Annotated in this window: 27 protein-coding genes; 13 read left to right on the forward strand and 14 right to left on the reverse strand. The window is 43.4% G+C overall.

From position 1 onward, the window contains the following. The first annotated feature begins 2 nt into the window (after nt 1–2). The 5 genes from ribD to A6755_RS03430 all read left to right on the forward strand — a co-directional run bounded on the left by ribD (nt 3) and on the right by A6755_RS03430 (nt 4,126). Nucleotides 3–1,097: a bifunctional diaminohydroxyphosphoribosylaminopyrimidine deaminase/5-amino-6-(5-phosphoribosylamino)uracil reductase RibD gene (ribD, locus tag A6755_RS03410; protein ID WP_063589774.1), complete on the forward strand. Its 1,095-nt coding sequence runs from the start codon at nt 3–5 to the stop codon at nt 1,095–1,097. Between the two features lie 23 nt (nt 1,098–1,120). After that, nucleotides 1,121–2,218, forward strand: a complete 1,098-nt coding sequence (locus A6755_RS03415) for an FAD-dependent monooxygenase (protein WP_063589775.1) — start codon at nt 1,121–1,123, stop codon at nt 2,216–2,218. A 15-nt stretch (nt 2,219–2,233) separates the two neighbouring features. Continuing rightward, a complete protein-coding gene (locus A6755_RS03420; RefSeq protein WP_063589776.1) occupies nt 2,234–2,797 on the forward strand; it encodes a 5' nucleotidase, NT5C type in 564 nt (187 codons plus the stop codon). 115 nt (nt 2,798–2,912) lie between these two features. Beyond that, nucleotides 2,913–3,311 (forward strand): hotdog fold thioesterase, encoded by a 399-nt coding sequence (locus tag A6755_RS03425; RefSeq protein WP_034310237.1) that lies wholly within the window; start codon nt 2,913–2,915, stop codon nt 3,309–3,311. 95 nt (nt 3,312–3,406) lie between these two features. Beyond that, a complete protein-coding gene (locus A6755_RS03430) occupies nt 3,407–4,126 on the forward strand; it encodes an MOSC domain-containing protein (protein ID WP_063589777.1) in 720 nt (239 codons plus the stop codon). Nucleotides 4,127–4,179: 53 nt separating this feature from the next. On the opposite strand, the gene mnhG is transcribed toward A6755_RS03430, so the two are convergent. The 7 genes from mnhG to A6755_RS03465 are packed head-to-tail and all read right to left on the reverse strand — an operon-like array spanning nt 4,180 to nt 9,908. After that, the gene (gene mnhG / locus A6755_RS03435; RefSeq protein ID WP_048687653.1) at nt 4,180–4,518 is read right to left on the reverse strand and encodes a monovalent cation/H(+) antiporter subunit G; all 339 of its coding nucleotides are present in this window, start codon (nt 4,516–4,518) and stop codon (nt 4,180–4,182) included. Next, nucleotides 4,502–4,774, reverse strand: coding sequence for a Na(+)/H(+) antiporter subunit F1 (locus A6755_RS03440; protein WP_377307425.1), 273 nt, complete (start codon nt 4,772–4,774; stop codon nt 4,502–4,504). Before A6755_RS03440 ends, mnhG begins: the two co-directional genes overlap by 17 nt. 11 nt (nt 4,775–4,785) lie before the next feature. Continuing rightward, nucleotides 4,786–5,262, reverse strand: coding sequence for a Na+/H+ antiporter subunit E (locus A6755_RS03445; RefSeq protein WP_034310248.1), 477 nt, complete (start codon nt 5,260–5,262; stop codon nt 4,786–4,788). 6 nt (nt 5,263–5,268) lie between these two features. Then, on the reverse strand, nt 5,269–6,750 hold the full coding sequence (locus A6755_RS03450) for a Na+/H+ antiporter subunit D (protein WP_063589779.1): 1,482 nt from the start codon (nt 6,748–6,750) through the stop codon (nt 5,269–5,271). After that, nucleotides 6,743–7,084: a Na(+)/H(+) antiporter subunit C gene (locus A6755_RS03455; protein WP_034310252.1), complete on the reverse strand. Its 342-nt coding sequence runs from the start codon at nt 7,082–7,084 to the stop codon at nt 6,743–6,745. The genes A6755_RS03450 and A6755_RS03455 overlap by 8 nt, the downstream gene beginning before the upstream one ends. Beyond that, a complete protein-coding gene (locus tag A6755_RS03460; RefSeq protein ID WP_053536727.1) occupies nt 7,084–7,506 on the reverse strand; it encodes a Na(+)/H(+) antiporter subunit B in 423 nt (140 codons plus the stop codon). Before A6755_RS03460 ends, A6755_RS03455 begins: the two co-directional genes overlap by 1 nt. Continuing rightward, nucleotides 7,503–9,908 carry a Na+/H+ antiporter subunit A gene (locus A6755_RS03465; RefSeq protein ID WP_063589780.1) on the reverse strand — a complete coding sequence of 802 codons (2,406 nt, stop codon included), beginning with the start codon at nt 9,906–9,908 and terminating at the stop codon, nt 7,503–7,505. Before A6755_RS03465 ends, A6755_RS03460 begins: the two co-directional genes overlap by 4 nt. Nucleotides 9,909–10,242: 334 nt before the next feature. Here A6755_RS03465 and A6755_RS03470 point away from each other — a divergent pair, with 334 nt between their 5' ends. Beyond that, nucleotides 10,243–10,662, forward strand: a complete 420-nt coding sequence (locus A6755_RS03470) for a DUF5366 family protein (protein WP_343929535.1) — start codon at nt 10,243–10,245, stop codon at nt 10,660–10,662. On the opposite strand, the gene A6755_RS27460 is transcribed toward A6755_RS03470, so the two are convergent. From A6755_RS27460 to A6755_RS27875, 4 genes are all read right to left on the reverse strand, one after another. Beyond that, nucleotides 10,600–11,091, reverse strand: coding sequence for a hypothetical protein (locus tag A6755_RS27460; protein ID WP_244889626.1), 492 nt, complete (start codon nt 11,089–11,091; stop codon nt 10,600–10,602). The two genes, A6755_RS03470 and A6755_RS27460, sit on opposite strands and share 63 nt — an antisense overlap. Nucleotides 11,092–11,454: 363 nt before the next feature. Beyond that, nucleotides 11,455–11,643: a hypothetical protein gene (locus tag A6755_RS27465; RefSeq protein WP_231892149.1), complete on the reverse strand. Its 189-nt coding sequence runs from the start codon at nt 11,641–11,643 to the stop codon at nt 11,455–11,457. Then, nucleotides 11,616–12,104 (reverse strand): transglycosylase domain-containing protein, encoded by a 489-nt coding sequence (locus tag A6755_RS27870; RefSeq protein ID WP_347876807.1) that lies wholly within the window; start codon nt 12,102–12,104, stop codon nt 11,616–11,618. The genes A6755_RS27465 and A6755_RS27870 overlap by 28 nt, the downstream gene beginning before the upstream one ends. Next, nucleotides 12,086–12,394, reverse strand: a complete 309-nt coding sequence (locus A6755_RS27875) for a transglycosylase domain-containing protein (RefSeq protein WP_284108453.1) — start codon at nt 12,392–12,394, stop codon at nt 12,086–12,088. The genes A6755_RS27870 and A6755_RS27875 overlap by 19 nt, the downstream gene beginning before the upstream one ends. Nucleotides 12,395–12,814: 420 nt before the next feature. Between A6755_RS27875 and kapD the strand changes: the two genes are divergently transcribed. Next, nucleotides 12,815–13,438: a 3'-5' exonuclease KapD gene (gene kapD / locus A6755_RS03480; protein WP_063589781.1), complete on the forward strand. Its 624-nt coding sequence runs from the start codon at nt 12,815–12,817 to the stop codon at nt 13,436–13,438. Nucleotides 13,439–13,475: 37 nt separating this feature from the next. Here kapD and kapB read toward each other — a convergent pair whose 3' ends face one another. Next, nucleotides 13,476–13,862 (reverse strand): kinase-associated lipoprotein KapB, encoded by a 387-nt coding sequence (gene kapB, locus A6755_RS03485; RefSeq protein ID WP_063589782.1) that lies wholly within the window; start codon nt 13,860–13,862, stop codon nt 13,476–13,478. A gap of 178 nt (nt 13,863–14,040) precedes the next feature. On the opposite strand from kapB, the gene A6755_RS03490 reads away from it, so the two are divergent. The 4 genes from A6755_RS03490 (at nt 14,041) to A6755_RS03505 (ending at nt 16,513) form a co-directional block, all read left to right on the forward strand. Beyond that, nucleotides 14,041–14,631, forward strand: a complete 591-nt coding sequence (locus A6755_RS03490; RefSeq protein ID WP_034310270.1) for a peptidylprolyl isomerase — start codon at nt 14,041–14,043, stop codon at nt 14,629–14,631. Nucleotides 14,632–14,989: 358 nt separating this feature from the next. Further along, complete coding sequence (locus A6755_RS03495) at nt 14,990–15,214, forward strand: hypothetical protein (RefSeq protein ID WP_034310272.1); 225 nt, start codon at nt 14,990–14,992, stop codon at nt 15,212–15,214. A 167-nt stretch (nt 15,215–15,381) separates the two neighbouring features. Beyond that, the gene (locus tag A6755_RS03500; RefSeq protein ID WP_034310275.1) at nt 15,382–15,858 is read left to right on the forward strand and encodes a GNAT family N-acetyltransferase; all 477 of its coding nucleotides are present in this window, start codon (nt 15,382–15,384) and stop codon (nt 15,856–15,858) included. 40 nt (nt 15,859–15,898) lie between these two features. Further along, complete coding sequence (locus A6755_RS03505) at nt 15,899–16,513, forward strand: PH domain-containing protein (RefSeq protein WP_034310278.1); 615 nt, start codon at nt 15,899–15,901, stop codon at nt 16,511–16,513. Between the two features lie 40 nt (nt 16,514–16,553). Here A6755_RS03505 and A6755_RS03510 read toward each other — a convergent pair whose 3' ends face one another. After that, nucleotides 16,554–17,411: a manganese catalase family protein gene (locus tag A6755_RS03510; RefSeq protein ID WP_063589783.1), complete on the reverse strand. Its 858-nt coding sequence runs from the start codon at nt 17,409–17,411 to the stop codon at nt 16,554–16,556. 143 nt (nt 17,412–17,554) lie between these two features. Here A6755_RS03510 and A6755_RS03515 point away from each other — a divergent pair, with 143 nt between their 5' ends. Further along, nucleotides 17,555–18,310, forward strand: a complete 756-nt coding sequence (locus A6755_RS03515; protein ID WP_063589784.1) for a TraR/DksA C4-type zinc finger protein — start codon at nt 17,555–17,557, stop codon at nt 18,308–18,310. Nucleotides 18,311–18,576: 266 nt separating this feature from the next. Here the strand turns inward: A6755_RS03515 and A6755_RS03520 are convergent, their stop codons facing one another. Further along, nucleotides 18,577–19,752 carry a MalY/PatB family protein gene (locus A6755_RS03520; RefSeq protein WP_063589785.1) on the reverse strand — a complete coding sequence of 392 codons (1,176 nt, stop codon included), beginning with the start codon at nt 19,750–19,752 and terminating at the stop codon, nt 18,577–18,579. A gap of 103 nt (nt 19,753–19,855) precedes the next feature. Between A6755_RS03520 and A6755_RS03525 the strand changes: the two genes are divergently transcribed. Beyond that, nucleotides 19,856–20,116, forward strand: a complete 261-nt coding sequence (locus A6755_RS03525) for a DUF1871 family protein (RefSeq protein ID WP_063589786.1) — start codon at nt 19,856–19,858, stop codon at nt 20,114–20,116. Nucleotides 20,117–20,175 lie beyond the last annotated feature (59 nt).

The raw sequence follows: 20,175 nt of genomic DNA on the forward strand, positions 1-20,175 counted from the left end.
GAATGAATGATGATCAATATTACATGAAGCTGGCACTGGATTTGGCAGCCAGTGCTAAAGGAAAGACGAATCCAAATCCAGTGGTCGGGGCAGTCATAGTGAAAGACGGTGTGATAGCCGGGACAGGGATCCACCGTAAAGCGGGTGAACCGCATGCGGAAGTACATGCTTTTAAAATGGCGGGTGAGTATGCAGAAGGTGCAACGCTTTATGTGACTCTTGAGCCTTGTTCCCATTATGGAAAGACGCCTCCTTGTGCCAATTTGGTGAAAGAATCAGGTGTCCGGCGAGTGGTGGTTGCGACTCAAGATCCGAATCCGGAAGTGGCCGGCAGAGGAATATCGATCATAAAGGATGCAGGCATTGAAGTTGAAGTCGGCGTCCTGGAAAAGGAAGCTCAAAGGCTGAATGAGCGTTTTATTCACAATATGCTGACGGATCGTCCATTTGTCATATCGAAGTATGCGATGACGCTCGATGGAAAACTTGCAACCCACACAGGCCATTCAAAGTGGATAACAGGAGAAGAGTCACGTCATTCCGTTCATTTGCTCCGTGATGAGGTGGATGCCATCCTAGTTGGTATCGGGACTGTGTTGGCCGATGATCCATCACTGACGACCAGACTTCCGGAGGGCGGAGGGGAAAATCCGATCCGGATCATCTTAGACAGTGAATTACGGGTTCCATTGGATGCCAAAGTTGTAGAAGTATCAGATGCGAAGACCTTGATCGTAACGCAGGAAAATGCACCTGCGGATAAAATGGACCTTTTACGTGAAAAAGGGATCGAATTCATTTTCGTCCCCAAAAACGAGACGGGACTGAATCTAACGGCATTAATGGAAGAGCTGTATAAAAAGGGGATTACGGATGTCTTGCTGGAAGGCGGAAGCGAAGTGAATGCCTCATTCCTTAGGGAAGGGCTCATCGATAAATACTTGATTTATATAGCCCCTAAACTATTGGGCGGCAGAAACTCACTAACACCGTATACTGGCATGAATGTGGATACGATGGATGAAGCGATGGATGTTTCCTTCTCTGGCGTGGAAACGTTTGGTGAGGACATACGCATCACGGCTTATCCTAAATAAAAATAGACAACAGGTGAAGAGGCATGATGGTTAAATCAGATGTATGCATAGTCGGTTCAGGTCCTGGAGGTGCCCTGCTGGCTTACCTATTGGCCAAGCAGGACATTTCAGTCGTATTGCTTGAAAGGCATTCTGAAGTTTCAAGGGAGTTCAGGGGCGAGTTCTTGAACGATGAAGGAGAGGGCATTCTTAAAAAGCACGGTTTATTCAATAGTGTGGAAAAACTTGGCTTGCTTAGGATGGAACAAATTGAATATTGGCATGACGGCCAAATATTCAAAAGCATTATCCCGGAATGGCCTGTCGATCATGTTGGGATACATGTCCCTCAAAACCATCTGCTTAAAGCCATATTGAATGAAGCCGAAAAGCTGGACTCCTTTCAATTGATGATGAATACGAGGGTTACCGGCTTGATGCAGAATGAAATGAACCGTTTTACGGGTGTCAAGGCCCGTAATGGCGGGAATGACCTTGAAGTGCAAAGTCCATTGATAATCGGAGCGGACGGCAGGTTTTCCATCGTTCGAAAAAAGGCGGGAATACCAGTCGAGATTAAAGATCATGGCTATGATTTACTGTGGGCAAAAATTCCTGCTCCGGAGGGGTGGAGGCCTTCGATCAAGATGGCATTGGTCAATGGCTCCCAGGTTGCCCTCTTCACCCAGGCCGGAGGTTTCATCCAAATTGGCTGGAATATAGAGCATGGTTCATTTCCCCATTTGCGAAAACAGCATTTTGAACCGTTCATTGAAGATTTGCTTCTTGCCTTTCCTGAATTAAAAAAGGTTGTGTGTGAAAATATCCGCTCTTGGCAGGACTTCATTTTATTGGATGTTTACAGCAGCTATTGTGAGACGTGGACAAAGGATGGGGTTGCTTTATTAGGTGATGCAGCCCATACGATGACGCCTACAGGTGCGTTCGGACTCAATTGTGCCATGAAGGATGCCGATATATTGGCCGAGCTTATTTCTGGATGCATCCTGCAGGGGGATACTGGCTTCCTTGGACTTAAAATGGCTGAGCCAAAAAGAAAAGCCGAGATTGAAAGATTACAGGCCGTTCAGGTGGACAAGGAGATGTCCTTCGCATCACAGTTTGCCGCCGCTTATGTTTGAATAGGAGTGAAGGATATGAAATTCGGTTTTGATATTGACGATACCCTTATTAATTTGAGGGAGTTCGCGTTCCATCTTTATAATGAAAAGCTTAATACGAACATAGAGTTAACGAAATTCAGGTCTTTAAAGACGTTGGAGATCCATGAAGCTTTCGGGCTTGATAAAGAGGCTGGGGGCAAGATGTGGAACAGCCTTGCCGATGAAGTGTATTATTCATCCTGTCCAGCCTTCGAGGGCGCAGTGGAAACGCTGCAGGAGCTTGAACGCGATGGCCATGAAATCTATTACATCACCGCCAGAAAAGCGGAGCATGGAGAAAGGACGAAAAAATGGCTGATCGAAAACGGCTTTCCGGTTAAGGATGACCATTTTTACTGCGGGATGAAGGATCATGAAAAAATTGATACGATCCGCAAATTGGAATTGGATTATTATTTTGATGATAAACCGGCGGTGCTGGAAACGTTATTGGATATTCCAACGAAAGTGTATGCAATGGATAACTCCTATAACAGGGAATTGGATATTCCAAGACTGACAAGCTGGTTTGAATTAAAAGAAATCCTCTCCAAATAATACATTTACATGATTGACGGATGACTTGATAGACTTGGGTCATCCTTTTTTTGTATACTAATATGAATAACGGTTCATTTTTTGCTAAAAAAACAAGAGAGTCGGGGGTAATGGGATGGAGAGAAATATTGAAAATTCATTGATAGGCACGCTTGGGATTGAAATGAAAGAAGTCGGCGAGGGGAAAGTCATTGCGACGATGCCTGTGGATGAACGCACTAGGCAGCCGTATGGTTTATTGCATGGGGGAGCATCCGTTGCGCTTGCGGAATCCGTTGCAAGCTTTGGAGGGATGATGCTGGTAGATAGTACAAAACAAGCTGTCGTCGGCCTTGAAATCAATGCCAATCATGTTAGGGGCGTCCGTTCAGGTGTTGTTACCGCAGAGGGGAACATCATCCATCGCGGGAAGACGACTATGGTGTGGGACGTGAAGATCCGTGATGAAGAGGATCATCTTATCTGCATTTCACGCTGTACATTGGCCGTTATCGACTTACCGAAGTCAAAGTGAATCAAAAGAACAACGTAAATTGGCGCAATCATTCTACATTATCCGGTTTACGTATAATATGGCAGCAGACTATTGTATGAAAAGAGGTTTTTTTTATGCTGGTGGGTCATATACAAGAAATCACCCGTCATCCTGTAAAATCATTCACTGGTGAACAGGTACAAAAAACGAAGGTGATGGACTATGGACTATATGGTGATCGCAGCCATGCCTTTAAAGGCAAAAATGGGAAGTTCCTGACGATAACCCAAGTCCCGGAAATGGTCCGTTATCAAGCTGCTTTTTCTGGTGAGGAAGCACTTGACCAATATCCGGAAATCCAAGTGAAGACCCCTTCAGGAAACGTTTTGACATGGGGGGAGGGAGCCTTTCAGCAGGAAATGGAACGGTTGTTGAAACAGGAGGCAGAACCAGTTGTTTATCATCCTGCACATATTCCGTTAGGTGCGATTGAAGAAGAAAACATCCTGCTTGTCAGTGATGCCTCGATTGGCGAATTGACAAAGCTTTGGGGAAAAGAACTGGATGGCAGGAGATTCAGGCAAAATTTGATTATATCCTTAGTGAATAAAACCCCCTTTTTAGAAGAGCAATGGTTCGGAAAAAGGATTCTAATCGGAAATGAAGTGGAATTGGAGATCAAAAGGCATTGTGAGCGCTGTATGATCATAACTGTCGATCCAAGCGATTCACATAGAGATCCATCACTGCTGAAAACTGTCGTCAAGGAAAGGGAAAATCATTTTGGCGTATATGCCTCGGTCATGCAAACAGGTGAAATCAAAGTGGGCGACCAGGTATTTTTAAAAGATTGAAACAGAAAAGAGCTGCTCCTGTAATCAGGGCAGCTCTTTTGCAATGGCAGGGATCACCGGGTTTTCTTTAAATCATCCTGGACACTCCGATCCCACATTTTAACGCCAGTATGATAAGCCGAGCGCATGATTAAATGTCCGGCAACAGGACTGGTCATGAAGATGAAGATGATCGCGAGCACGACCCGGAAATCGAAATGGCTATGTTTATAATAAAAATATAACAAGGTGCCGATCAGGATGAACATGATTCCAAGTGTCGAGCTTTTTGAGGCAGCGTGATTTCTTGTATAGACGTCGGGCAGCCGGATGATGCCGAAAGCCGAGACTAAAAAGAGAAAGACTCCCATTAATAGGAATAGGGCCGATAGGATTTCAACGATTGCGGTCATCTTCGATTATCTCCCCTTTCTCAAGGAATTTGGCGAAAGCGGCCGTTCCGATGAAAGATAGGATTCCGAGCAGAAGAATGGCTTCCAGATATGCGCTTGTATCCATGACAATGGAGGCAAGTGCAACGATTGCGATAAGATTGATTCCCATTGCATCGAGTGCAATGACACGATCCGGCACGGAAGGCCCTTTGATTAAACGGTATAAGAATCCAATCATGGAAAGCGAAACACCGAGCAACGCGATTTTAAGCATTAGATCGAACATTATTTGCCCACCTCCATAATCGCTTTTTCAAATGTATTTTTAATGCTGTCCACAGCCTCATCCTTGTCGGCAATATCCATCGCGTGGATATAAAGAATCCGATTATCTTCCGATACTTCAACGACAAGTGTACCTGGTGTCAGTGTAATTAAATTCGATAGTATCGTAATTTCCCAATCCTTGGTCAGCACGGTTTCAAATGCGAATATGCCAGGTTTCATATCCAGACTTGGTTTAAGCACGGCCTTAAGGACGCTAATGTTGGAAAGTATGAGTTCCCTTGCGAATATGAGCAGCAATAGAACGACGGCATTCACCCTTTTCAAGTAAAAACGATCATTGAAAAAATGACGGAAGACGAACATGATGCCGAGCCCCAATATATATCCGATGATAAAAGTGCTCCCGTTAAACTCATTTTTCAAAAACATCCAGATAAACGCAAGGAACACATTCAGTAAAATTTGGAATGACATCAGGCACTACTCCTTTAAAACCGCTTTGTTATAGATTTCGGGATTCATTAATGAATCTACAGCTTGTGTAATGTATGGGTAAACCGATTCTGTCCCTACTCCGAATAAAACGGAAATGATGACGAGGAGGACTGCAGGAACCAGCATTTTATTAACCTTTCCATTAGTTAAGGCATAATCAGCTTTTGGAGTTCCCCAAAAGCCATTCATGAATATTTTCATGACGGAATAGAGGACCATCAAGCTTGAAATTAAGATAACGGCCATTCCCAAGTAGGCCCCTTTTTCTGCAGCTCCCTGAAGAATAAGGAGCTTGCCGGCAAAACCGCTGAACGGCGGGATTCCCGCCAATGATATGGCCGCTATGAAGAAGGTCCATGCAACGGCAGGGTATTGCTTGATCAAGCCGCCCATGTCCCGTAAATCATCCGATCCGCTGATTTTGATCATGATACCTACCAGCAGGAAGAGCGCAGCCTTGATCAGCATGTCATGAATGATATATAGAATGGAACCCGATAAGGCCTGTTCATTCATGACGGAGATGCCGAATAGAATAACCCCGACGGCGATGATGATATTGTAAATGATGATTTTTTTTACATCCCAATAAGCTATCGCACCAATGACACCGATGATGATGGTCAAGATTGCAAGTATCGCCAGGAATGTATGGGTGAAATCCTGGTCATGATAAAACATCAGTGTATAGGTACGGAAAATTGAATATATCCCGACCTTTGTCAGCAATGCCCCGAATAGAGCCATCACTGGAATTGGCGGAGCATAATAAGACCCAGGCAGCCATTGGAAAAGCGGGAAAATGGCACCCTTCAAACCGAAGACGATCAGAAAGCCAATCGCTATCACCGAGATGATTCCTGGCTGGTTGACTTCCGATATCCTTTGACTGATGTCCGCCATGTTCAATGTTCCTACGACTGAATAAAGATAAGCCACCATGATGACGAAAAAGGAAGAGGATAGTACATTGACGATGATATACTTCAATGATTCCCTCAGTTGGATTTTCGTACCTCCCAGTACAAGCAGCACGTAGGAAGCCATCAGCATGACTTCAAAGAATACGAATAGATTGAAAAGATCCCCCGTAAGGAAGGCACCGTTTACCCCGATCAGCAAAAATTGAAATACAGGATAGTAATAATGTCTTTCACGTTCTTCCCCTATGGAGTAAAACGAATAAAGCAGTATGGCAAATCCAATGATATTCGTGGTCAGTACGAGCAGCGAAGATAGCATATCTGCGACGATCACGATCCCGAATGGCGCATCCCAGCTGCCGACGCCTAAAGTCAAGATGCCTTGATTATGGACCGTAATCACTAGGTAAAAGGAAATTACAATTCCGATAAGAGAGGAAAAAAGCGATATCCCTCTTTGCAGCTTGATTTTTTTTGCAAAGAATATAAGCAGGATGCCTGTGAAAAGCGGCCATAAAACAGGCATGAAAGTAAGATTATTCATTCGTTTCCGTACCTCTCATTTCTTCCATGTCATCCGTACCGAGTTCCTGGTAGGTCCGATAAGCAAGTACCAGCAGAAATGATGTGACTCCGAAACTGATGACGATCGCCGTCAAGATAAGCGCTTGCGGAAGCGGATCGACATAGGTTGCAGCTTCATCACTTAGCAATGGAACGGAACCGCCTTTCAAACCGCCCATCGTCAAAATCAAAAGGTGGGCGCCGTGACTGAGCAGCCCGGTCCCGATTATGATTCTTAAAATGCTTTTTGAAAGCATTAAATAGGTCGCACACATAAATAGTATTCCAATGACAATGGCCATTAAAAGTTCCATTATTCACTCTCCCCTATCGTTTGAATAATGGTCATCGTTACACCAACAACCACAAGATAAACACCCAGATCAAAAAGTACCGCGGTATGAAGCGAGATGTGCCCAAGAAGCGGTAAATCAACATATTGATAAACATGTGTCATGAGGGGCACCCCGAAAAATAGCCCGCCGGCTACGGTCAGGCTTGATATGAACAAGCCTGAGCCGATCATTAACTTATAGTCAATCGGCAGGATGCCGGTGACGGTTTTAATGTCGAAAGCGAGCAACAGCAGGACTATGGCGGCTGAAGTCATTAAACCGCCAACAAACCCGCCTCCCGGGGAATAATGCCCGCCTAAAAAGATGGCTACCGCAAACAGCAAGATAACAAAGGCGGCGACTTTCGTAACCGTTTGGAGAATCAGGTCATTTTGCTTCATGATTTATCTTTCCCCCCTGTTAAACGCAATTTGATCATCGCGAATATTCCGAGCGCAGCGATGGAAAGGACAGTGATTTCAAACATCGTATCAAGTCCGCGGAAGTCAACAAGAATGACATTTACGACGTTTTTCCCGCCTGCTTCCTTATAAGCATTTTCAAGATAGTAACTGGAGATGGAATCAAACAGTTTATTGCTATGTGCCGATAAGGCGATCAATGTGACGATGACTCCTACACCAATGGATATCATGGCATTATTCAACTTGAACGTCATTCGTTCTTCCTTTCTGCTTGCCATTAACGGAAGGTGGAAGAAACAGAGCAAAAACAGCGCTACCGAAATCGTTTCGATGACTAGTTGAGTCAAGGCTAAATCCGGTGCCCGCAGTAAAACGAAAAATAAGGAAATCGTATAACCGACGGCTCCTAAGATGATAATGGAAGTTAAACGGGATCTTGCAAACAGAATGGCGACCGAGCCAATCACGATGATTCCAGCTAATACCAATTCATATATGCCGATCGGGGCAAAATTCCCTGCATCCAATTTAAATGCATCCTTCCAATAGAGCGTAAAGCCCAAGGAAAATATGAAGAAAAGGAAGATTGAAAGCAGATACGTCCGAATCGAACCTGTCATTAATACTTTCATGACGAAGGAAGCTGAACGTTCGAGCCCTCTTACCACGTTATCATACAAAGCATTCAGGGAAATGCGTTCAGGAATCCACTGAGTGACTTTCTGCCACTTCGGAAGCGTTTTGTATAATAGAATTCCAAATGCTATGATGCCGATGGTCATCCATACTTCAGGTTCGAATCCATGCCAGAAGGCGATATGGACTTGGAAATCCGGTCCCGCCAAGCTTGGCTGTATGCCGGCAACCGCAGGTTTAATGATGGATGAAGACAGCAAGTTTGGAAAAATACCGAAAATGATGACCAACGAAGCAAGGATGATCGGGGATATCAGCATCCCGACCGGTGCCTCGTGGGGCTTCCTTTCCAAAAGTTGTAACTGAAGTTTGCCAGTAAAGGGTTTGAGCACGACAATCATGCTATAAATAAAAGTGAATACACTGGCTACCCATGCAACCACAGGGAACAGGACCCCCCATGTCTCCATATTGAAGATATTCAATTGCAATACATTCACCATGCTGGCCAGGAACATTTCCTTGCTCAAAAAACCATTGAAGGGCGGAAGTCCAGCCATTGAAAAAGCACCTATCACAGCGACGGTGAAAGTGATCGGCATCAACTGCATCAATCCGCCAAGCTTTCTGATATCACGCGTACCGGTTTCATGATCAATGATGCCTGCAACCATGAATAGGCTTCCTTTAAAGGTCGCATGATTAATCAAGTGGAATACTGCTGCAACCGTGGCTGCCAAGTATATATTTTCCCCCAACGTTTCATAGTGGAGTGCCGCAGCTCCAAGTCCCAAAAGCGACATGATCAATCCGAGCTGACTGATGGTGGAAAAAGCGAGAATCCCCTTCAAATCAGTCTGCTTGATTGCAAAGAATGAGCCCCAGAACAGGGTGATCAATCCGGCGATCGAAACGAGCCAGAACCATAATCCGGATTCTGCAAAAACAGGGCTTAATCGGGCAACCAAATAAATGCCAGCCTTGACCATTGTGGCGGAATGAAGGTAAGCACTGACCGGAGTAGGGGCTTCCATAGCGTCAGGAAGCCAAATGTGGAACGGGAACTGTGCGGATTTAGTGAACGCGCCAAGCAGCACAAGCAAAAGTGCAGGAACGAAGAGCGAGTGGTCCATAAGTTCCCCGCTTTTGGCAATCAATTCACGTATGCTGAATGTGTTCCCCATAATGGAAAGGAGAATGATGCCTCCAAGCATGCTTAAGCCTCCAAGCACAGTGATCAGCAACGATTTCTGCGCCCCGTAACGTGAACGCTCCCTTTCATTCCAATATCCTATCAATAGAAAAGATGATAAACTCGTGAATTCCCAAAACGAATAAAGGACTATTAGATTATCGGATAGGACGACACCAAGCATCGCTCCCATGAAAAGCAAAAGGAAGACGTAAAATTGATTCAGCTTTTCTTTCTCCTTCGATAAATAGAAAATTGAATAAAGAACGACGAGTGAACCAATACCTGTAATGAGCAAGGCAAACAAAAGCCCTAGTCCATCGACATAGAAATCAACATCTATTCCGAGAGAAGGAATCCATGTTGCGCTTTCCATAACGATATCCCCTTGTTTGGTCAAGGAAATGAACCTTGAAAAATAGGTGAAAAGGAGAATCGGTAAAATCAATACAAACCAACCTGTATGTATTTGTCGGAATAGTTTGTACAATATTGGTACAATAAGTGCTAATAGAAACGGTGATAATACCGCCCAATGAAGTAAAGACATAAACTCCCCCCTTTTTTTAAAAACGAAGTCAGTCGTCTTATTATGCTTTTTTCACGCAATCCTAGACGTTAGGAAATCTTCGTTGAATATGTATTTTTTTATCGAATGCTTGCCTCGCTTAAAAGTATAACGCAATTTATGTGGGTTTGCATGGCTTTAAAAACGGTGAAGGCCAACTAGAATGATGTTTTATATATAGGTAGAAAAGGAGGGGGAACCGTCCTGAAAAATTTATTAAAAAAAGTTTTTCAACGGTGAATGAGCAGAGTATCCATTGTGAAATCGTGGATTATCTTGCGTGATATAGGACAAAAGAAACGCTTATGGGGAAATCATGAAAAACACCCATTTATTTAGCTATTTACCAATCATTTTAATCGTGTTATTCAGCCTCTCCTTTGCCATTTACGGGAAAATGCAAATGCTCAAGTTATTTGGAAATTTGGGAATCTATCAAGGGATGCTGGAATTCTTTTCTGAAGCTGGCGCTACTGATCGTATTGCTCCTTTTATTCTTCATGGTTTTTGCTGCATTGAAGCTGATCTCCGATACGATATTGGAGCTGTCTTTATTATTCTTTCCAAGGATTCGGAGTGTAAAGCCCTGAACAGTGTAAGAAAGGGGTCTGTCATTTATGTGATTGACGGTGCCTGTTCATTGTTCAGCGTTCAATTCATCTTCGGGCTGATTTCAATAGTCGCTTATGCGGGATTGAAGCTCTATAACAGCGTCATTGCAAGTCTTCCCATATAGCGAAAAAGAAGGTGCCATTGCGGCACCTTCTTTTTTCACTCGGCAGTCTGGCTGATATCTTTCCAAATCAATAGAATGGGGTGAATGTGAATAAATGGATTGTAGATTGGATGGCTTGTCCCTTCCAATCCAAACCCCTGTTGTATAGTTTGCTGTCTGACCGACAAACCACATGTCTTTGACATCATTGGTCGTACCGGTTTTACCGCCAACATAATCTGTAGGAAAGTAGGCTTTTCGGGCTGTCCCGGAAAGCGTTGTTTCATGGAGCAGCTGCCGCATCTTGGCTACGGTGCGTTTGTTCCATATCTCCTTGGAGCGGTCTTTCCATTTATAAAGGACTTTACCTTCTTGGTCGGTGACTTTTGTAATGGCTCGAGCTGTGATAGTTTCTGTCATGGAAGGAAGTATAGGCATTTGTGAGTTCAAGGGGACTCATGCCATATTCGAATCCGCCTATGGCCGAACTCGTATGGTGGTCTTTTTTGCTGACTTTTCTAAATTCAAAAGCATCCAGGTACTTGAAACTCGTTTCCACCCCCGTCTTTTTCAAAGAGTCTTATGGCGGGTGTGTTATACGACTGAGCAAAGGCAGTTCTTAGTGTGACCATCCCATAGCTGTCGCCGCTATAATTTTTTGGACAATAGCTATTGCTCAATAGCTTGCTCCGCTAACGAGCAGATTGTGTCAGCATCCGTTTCTTCTAAATAGGGAGCATAATCGAGAAGCGGCTTAATCGCAGACCCTGGCTGCCTATAGCTTTGGTATGCCCGGTTGAAAGAATTTTTTTTTTAATCTTTTCCCCCAATCAAAGAGACAAGCTCGTGCGTATGATGCTGTATAACCACTAAAGCTCCCTCGATATCATTGACACCGATTTTTGATTGTACAGCAGTCTTTGATTGTGTTTGCAGTTTAGTATCGAGTGCGGTATGGATGGTTACACCGGAATTCAAAAGCTTTTTGACCTTTTTATCCAACTCGGCTTCCGCGTTCTTACGTATAGTGACATCAGTGCTTTGCAGAGATTTGTCGAGACCCTCGGAGGATGCCACAGGTTTTTCAATTCCTGATGAACATATGTCACGTAATCGGGATATAAGTCGACCGGGATGGACAAGTCCAATTTAATCGTACTTTTGATAAGACTTTCATACTCGGCCTGTTCTAATGCACCATTGGCAACCATTTGTTCCAGCATTCTCTCCTGACGCTTTTTCGTCGCATCGAAATGTTCAAGGGGATTATAGTATTCCGGATTATTAGGGATTGCGGCAAGGAAGGCAAGTTCCGCCTTGGTTAACTCTCCAGTCGGTTTACTGAAATAATATTGGGAAGCAGCTTCGATTCCATAAGCTCCATTACTGAAATAGATGGCATTCAAATATAGCTCCATGATTTCCGGTTTTGATTTTTTTCGCTCTATCTGAGAGGCATAAATGAGTTCACTGAGTTTTCGGGGTTATATGTCCTATCATGTGATAGATAAACATTCCTGGCCAGTTGCTGGGTAATGGTACTGCCGCCTTGTTCGATTGTTTTATTTTGTGAATTGATAAGAAGTGCCCTGCTTATGCCGGAAAGGTCGAATCCTGCATGATCATAAAATTTCTGGTCCTCTGTAACGATGAACAGACTTTCCAGGAAAAGGGGGATGTCTTCAAGTTTTAAGTAAGTCCGTTTCTCACCAGTGGAAATTTCACTGATGACCTTTCCATTTGCGGCCTTCATGTAACTATTCTGAGCCAGTTCTATCGATTCAACAGGAATCCGCTCGTCGAGTACATGATAGGGATTGCGCTAAGGACCACTCATGATGGGAAAGGAAAATGAAAAGGATCAATACGGGAACTAAGAGGGAAAACGTGATATAGCCAAGATACGTGCGCATAGTTCAACTTCCTAACTAATATATTTTTAGTATGTCCTTGGAATGAAGGAAAGAAAAAAAGGGTTCTTTTGACCTGCTCATCCATCATAATCCAAAAAAAGGTAGACAATAAAGGGTTTTGGGTAAATTAGGTATGACGGCGAGTGCGGTATTCGAATGGCAAAGAAATAACTTTCTAAATCTTCTGTTATAATAATCTCGTGAGAAATAACCATGTTTGTTTATATGTTAATGTCAGGAATATGAAGGGGGTCATAAAAATGGAGGAACAACAGCAATATGTATTCATAGATTTTGAATTTACGATGCCGGAAGGAAAAGCCAATCCAACGGGGTTTTATCCGGAAATCATTGAGGTTGGTTTAGTCACCGTCATTAATGAGACCATTGAGGAACAATTCTCATCTTTTGTTAACCCAATGAAATTTCCAGTTTTAACGGGAAGATGCAAGAAGTTCTTGAACATTACCCAGGATCAGGTGGACCGGGGGATTTCATTTGAAGAGCTGGTTGCGTTATTGAAGAAAATAGATGAACAGCACCCGACGACGATCGTTACTTGGGGAAATATGGACATGAAGGTGCTTCGCCAGAATTGTCAGAAGGCAGGATTGGATTTCCCTTTTTCAGGGAAGGAAAATGATCTATGCCTGGAGTATAAACGCTTTTTCGGGGATCAAAATCAAACCGGACTTTGGAAAGCTGTACAGGCCTATGGCAAAGAAGGGACAGGCAAGCATCATAGGGCGCTGGATGATGCGATTACGACATATAATATCTTTAAGTTAGTGGAGAAAGATAAAAGTTACATGAAAAATCATGAACCGACGACAATTGGCGACCGCATTGATTTATCAAAGGTATTGAATCATTTAGCGTTATAAAAGCCAAATCATATACTACTGATTTGGCTTTTAAGCTTTATTTGAAATAATCCGCCGCTAGATCTTCAAGCAACTGTAAGCTTTTATCATTCCACTCTGTTTGGGCTTCGCTTAAAGTGCCTTTCATTTTATCAACAGCTTCTCTTAAGGATTCCTTATACTCCGGAATCTCCTCATCGAATGTCCTTACCATATTCTTTGGTACATTGGTTTGCTCCCGGAATGCAAGAGCACGCCGCTGATGGAACATGGACACTTCCGTTTGCTTCGGGTTATGAAGATCTCCCTGCATGGGATGCTTCGAAACAGCCAACACTTTAACAAGATATGCAGCAGGTCTGATATCGGTGACTTCCCCGATGTATTTTCCAGTTTTATATATGGCGGTAACCTTATCGCCGATTTTAAAATCCTGTTCTGACATTTCCCTACCACCTTTCTTTTAACTTCCTTCATGATACATAAGAACAACGATTTTTCACAGTGAATTTGTTCAATTTCGTAAAGATGCTTTTTTTTTGAAAATCGTGTAAAGTGTACAAATGAAGATGAAAAATGGTGTTTCATGCCATTTTATTTTAAAAAGAAAGAGGTTATGTACAATGACAAACTTTCCGCAATTAACAAGTGAAGTTTTGGAAAATGAAAAAGCGGTCATCATGCAAACGACGATGGGCGATATTAAAATTAAACTATTCCCTGAACTGGCTCCAAAGACAGTGGAGAATTTCTTGACACATGCTGAGAACGGTTATTACGAAGGAATCATCTTCCACCGTGTCATCAAGGATTTCATGCTTCAAGGCGGAGATCCGACAGGGACTGGAATGGGTGGAGAAAGTATTTGGGGAGCTCCATTTGAGGACGAGTTCTCCATGCAATTATTCAATTTGCGCGGAGCTCTTTCCATGGCTAATGCAGGCCCGGGAACAAACGGCAGCCAATTCTTCGTCGTACAAGCCCAGCATGTGGACAGCAGGATGGGTGAGCAAATGAAGCAAGCCGGTTATCCGGAAGAAATCATCAGTGCTTATATGGAACAAGGAGGCACACCTTGGCTGGATCATAAACACTCTGTTTTTGGACAAGTGGTCGAAGGCATGGACGTTGTTGATACGATTGCTAACGTAGAGACAGTTGCGGGAGACAAGCCAGCAGTTGATGTTGTCATTAAAGGGATCACCATTCTATAAATAAAAGCTGTTTTCACATACTTTGTTGCTATTGACAGGTAGTGAGTTGTGGTTGATTTCCCCTCCAGATGCTCGCTTTCCGCGGGGCGGGCGGTGAGCCTCCTCGGCGTAAACGCCTATGGGGTCTCACCTATCCCGCTGCTCCCGCAGGGGTCTCGCACTTCCGCTCCAATCAACCTTAAATAGTTTCGTTTTAAAAACAACAATCTTTACGAAAAGAGCCTAAATAAAAGATAAGCGAGGGGCTCAGTGCCTCTCGTTTTTACGTTTTAGTGGATTACGCCCACTAGTGGATTGTTCTGGTAATTGATATAATGAGAGAATGCAGTTTAATTCCCTATCAGGAAGGATGTAACGGATGGACTTTCTCAATCATGCTTTACTAGGTTTGTTTCTTTACTTTCCGGAAGACAAGACTGAATATATCTCGGCTGGTATAACTTGCTTCATTTTTTTAGTGGCCGCCGTTTTTACGATGAGGGCAATTATAAGATATTCAAAGAAGGAAGAATTGAAAACGAAGCAATTCGAAGATGAGGTCACCAGAAGGAACCAGCGTATAAAGGATGATACCATTTCCTGATCCCGGAAGATGCCTGCATCGCGAGCCCCTTTTTTTGATATTGATTATCTGAATATGAATGGTATTATGTTTTGTTAGAAGGTCGTAAAGAATTAAATGTTCCCTTCTCAGCATAAGCATTTTATACTATAAGCATAGAGATAGAAATTTTGGGGGCGTAATTGGTTATGCAAATCGTAGCTAAAAGAATGATTGCGGCAGATACGGTCAAGGATTTTTTCATTCAGCACTGGGAGACGACTCAAGTCGTTTTTTCAAGAGGCTTGTTTCATTATGCGGAACTTGAGGGTGTTGGGGTGATGGACGAGAATGGAAAAATCACGGGGTTGGGAACATACAAATTATCCGACCATGTATGTCAGATCATCTCTTTGAACAGTGAGCATGAGAATCAAGGTGTGGGCTCATCATTGCTTTATGTGATGGAAAATATCGCTAAGGAAAAAAATTGCCATACTATTAAAGCGATTACAACGAACGATAATCTACAGGCGTTGAAGTTTTTTCAAAAGCGTGGTTATGTCATTTCGGAAATCGTTAAAAATGCCGTGGAAGAATCACGGAAAATCAAGCCGGAAATACCATTCTACAGTTTTGATGGAATTCCGATCCGAGACGAGATCATACTGGAGAAATGCTTATAATAAGGTGAAGTTCACCTGGATATTGATAGGGGGAATGGTTATGTTTAAGAAAATGGCGGCTGATGCCCTTGGTCTTAGTGATATTGGAAGTGTGATTAGTCCTGCAGATTATGACAAGGTGGATGCAGATGATTATATCATGCATGAAGATGGGGAAAAAATTTATTTCCTGATTAAATCGAAAACCGATGAGTACTGCTTCACGAATCAAGCGTTCATACATTTGGACGGCACAAGTGCAATCAGCAAAAAGCGAACACTTACGAGATATAGCTACAGCCAGTATACGATTTCCAACGCCACGCTTGAAACCGCAGGGACAGTGGACTTGGATGCGGAAATTAAATTTTCGATCGGTGCAAAGACGTTCTCCATTGATGTCCATAAGAAATTCATTGAAGAATTAAAGGACTTGTTCAAATCACTCGTGAAAATATCTGAAATTAGCCATGAGAATGAGTTTGCCCTTCAATATGCCCAGCAAAGCGTAAACCTTGCTTCTTCCACTTTGAACCAGGTTCGCACTGATGGAAGCCAAATGGCGGCAAGTTTCAAGGAAATAAATTCGGCCGCTTTCGAATGGTTGATGGACAGCCGGAAAAAGTACCATGTGAAAGATTTTGGCTTTGTTTTTGAGAAATATATCAATAATTAAAAAAGAAGGCGAACACAGAATGATGTGTCCGCCTTCTTTTTTAATTATTCAAATCATTCAATCCCGGGCTATGCTCATTTGGCATATCCGGCATTTCAGGGACCGGGAATCCTTTTGGCGGCTCGGTAACAGCAAGGTTTCCGCCATTTCGGCTCGGTGTCTCCCCTTGGAAAATCTGGCTGATCCGCGTTTGATCCATCCTGAAATTGAATTGGGCATTATGGTAGCCTAAATCCACATATTTGCGGCATTCAGGATATTTGTTCAAATCATAATTAGGCACAGGGAAGATTTTTCCCCAGTCGACCCCAAGTGTTTCCAATGCCTTGGCAAATGCATTTTGGTGGGAATTGTCGCGAACCATTAAAAATGCCAGTGTTTCGCGCATTGTTTTATTGGAACTCATTTCATAAATCCTGGACTTTTGCAGGACTCCTGTAGATTCAAGCATGACATTATTCAAAAGGTTCGCCACAAGATTACCATGATCATAAACCCATGATCCGTTCCATGGGTTGCCGCCAGCATCGACGGGCAGGGATGCTTTCGCACCGATGATGAAATGGTGGGGGTTTGCGCCGCCTTTGATGACTTCATCCAATGGGGCGCCATCGGTACCGGAATCTCCAGGCATATCCCCGCCAGCATCATTCAGCAGCTGATTGATGGTTGATTGGACAAGTTCGACGTGGCTCAGCTCCTCCAAGAAAACCCCGCGAATTAAATCACGATATTGTTTAGCCTTGCCGCGGAAGTTGGCGCTTTGGAAAGAATATTGCATCATTGTCCGCATTTCACCGAATTGCCCTCCAAGCGTTTCCTGGAGCACTTTTGCTGCATTTGGATCAGGCTTATCGGGAACGATCATATTGATTAAGTCTTCTTTATAGAAGTACAAATGGAAGCCCTCCTTAAAATGAATATTTCTAAGTTAGCTTCTGTTATCTGAATTAAATTATTCCTAAGGTAAAAAGTACCTTTATGGAATGGCGGGAAGAGAGAAATACTAGAGGGAAGAACGATTTTGAAAGGATGTTGCACATGCTATCCAATCAGCAGCTAAAAGAATTTCAACAGCAATTGCAGCAAACGAAGCAAGAGTTGGAAGAGCGATTAAATGATTCAGGCAACTACGATTTAAGAAGAAGCCTGGAGGATTCGACTGGTGAGTTATCGAGTTACGATAATCATCCCGGAGATGAAGGAACCGAGTTATATGAACGGGAAAAGGATTTAGCCCTTTCCGAGCATGATCGGGATGAAATAAGGGATATTGAACGAGCGCTTTCTGCCATCGAGGCAGGTGAGTATGGAAAATGCGAGGTTTGTTCAAAGGAAATACCTCTTGAACGTTTGAAAGCGATCCCTACTACGACTTATTGTGTCGAGCATACCCCCTCACAGGAAACTTCGGACAATCGGCCGGTGGAAGAGGAAGTGCTCGGACCCCCATTTGGGAGGTTTGATTATGATGACCGGCATGAATCGGTTGCGTACGATGCGGAAGATTCTTGGCAGGATGTTGCCAGTTATGGAACATCTGAATCGCCTTCCGATTTCTTAAATCCGCCAAACGATTACGAAGATATGTATGTGGAATCTGAAGAAAATGTCGGCTATGTGGAAAATTATGAAAATTTCGTTGGTGTGGATATATACGGTAAAGAGGTAACGGTTTATCCGAACTCTCAATATGAAGAATTGAAGGAAGAACTTTTTGAAGAAAATATTCAAACCCCGTTTGGGGATTTACCCCGATATGAGCATGATCCTTATGTGGATGAAGAAAAAGAATGAAAAAGAAGAACCAGGATTCTAAGCCTGGTTCTTTTTTTATTTAGGCTGTTTTCACATACTTTGTTGCTATTTACCAAGTAGTGAGGTGTGGTTAATTTCCCCTCCGGATGCTCGCTTTCCGCGGGGCGGGCGGTGAGCCTCCTCGGCGTAAACGCCTGTGGGGTCTCACCTGTCCCGCTGCTCCTGCAGGAGTCTCGCACTTCCGCTCAATCAACATTAAATAGTTTCGTTTTAAAAACAAAGATCTTTCCGAAAAGAGCCTTTATTTAAGAAAAAGCCAATTTCAACCGGTTTAGCCCATCCATCAGGACGCTGCGTGAACAACCGAGATTCATTCGGACGAAACCTTCTCCGCCAGGTCCGTATTTAGAACCAGGCTCCAATGCGAGCTTCCCTTGATGGATCAGTCGATCCTTTATTTCCTTGTCGGTCAATCCAAGGTCACGGCAGTCAATCCATAAAAGGTAAGAGGCTTCCGGATGCATGACATGCAGTGAAGGGATTTCGGCTGCAATGAATTCCTCTGCCACTTTTATATTCTCCTCAATGTAGCCAATCATGTCTTCCAGCCATTCCAAGCCCTCCCGATATGCGGCTTCCATTGCTGTTAAGGCAAAGATGTTAAGGCCATGGAAGGCCAGTTTCGTTTGCGCCATTTGCAGTTTCTTCTGCAATCTTTCATTACTGGTGATCAGGAATGAAGCCTGAAGGCCGGCAATATTGAATGTTTTGCTTGGCGCCATCAATGTAACGGTCCTATCCGCTAATTTTCCTGAAAGGGAGCCGATCGGATAATGCTTGGATGTTGTATGGAATAAGTCAGCATGTATCTCATCACTGACGATGACTACATCATATTTTTCACATAGCTCCCCGATCCGCAAGAGTTCATCCTTTGTCCAAACGCGTCCGCCAGGGTTATGCGGACTGCAAAAAAGAAATAGTTTCACTCCGCTTTTCAGCTTGTCCTCAAAATCGTTGAAATCAATCTCGAAGCGGTCCTTTTCTATGATAAGGGGACTATTGACCACTTCCCGGTCATTATTTTTGATCATATCAAAAAATGGGGTATAGACGGGAGATTGTAACAGTATTTTATCGCCCGGGTTCGTGAATGCCTGGATCGTTGTACCGATTGCGGAAACGATGCCGGAGCTGAATGAAATCCACTTCTTATCGATTTGCCAGGAGTGCCGGTCTTTAAGCCAGCTTTGAATTTCAGTGAAAACCGTTTCAGAAGGGACGGTATAGCCGAAAATTGGATGATTCAAGCGTTCCATCAATGCCTTTTGAATGCCCTCAGGAGATGGGAAGTCCATATCGGCAACCCACATTGGCAGAACATCCTCACGCCCATATAAGGATGTGAGGGAGTTTTTATCCCATTTTGCAGACCCTGAATTTTCCCTGTTGATTTGTTCTTCAAATATTGATTTGTTCAAAATATCCACCACCGAATAAAAATTTGTCGTCTTCGCGAAAAGCCTGTTGTTATGATACTATGATATCATGTTCTTTGAAAATATTGAGCAGGTGATAAATTAGATGGATACACAGCAAATGAATTTAGCGTTGGTTGCCGTTTTACAAGAATGGGACCCTTTCAAGATAGGTTGGGATCTATATGAGCCGGAAATTGCAGATACGGTCGTAGCAATCCGGGATATAGATGACCCGAAGGAACTGGCGGAAAGAATAAAATCCATTTACGAGTTCGCATTCGATGAATCCATTCAGATGGAAAAGTGCCTGGACGTTGCACGAAAGCTACTCATCATAAAAAATGATGCCAGCTGTTCGATATAAAGGTGAAAAAGGTGTACCCGGAAATCAGGGGCACCTTTTTTACGTTGTTTTTTTGCTCT

It is taken from the genome of Peribacillus frigoritolerans (genome assembly GCF_001636405.1).
In the GTDB taxonomy this organism is placed as follows: Bacteria; Bacillota; Bacilli; order Bacillales; family DSM-1321; genus Peribacillus; species Peribacillus frigoritolerans.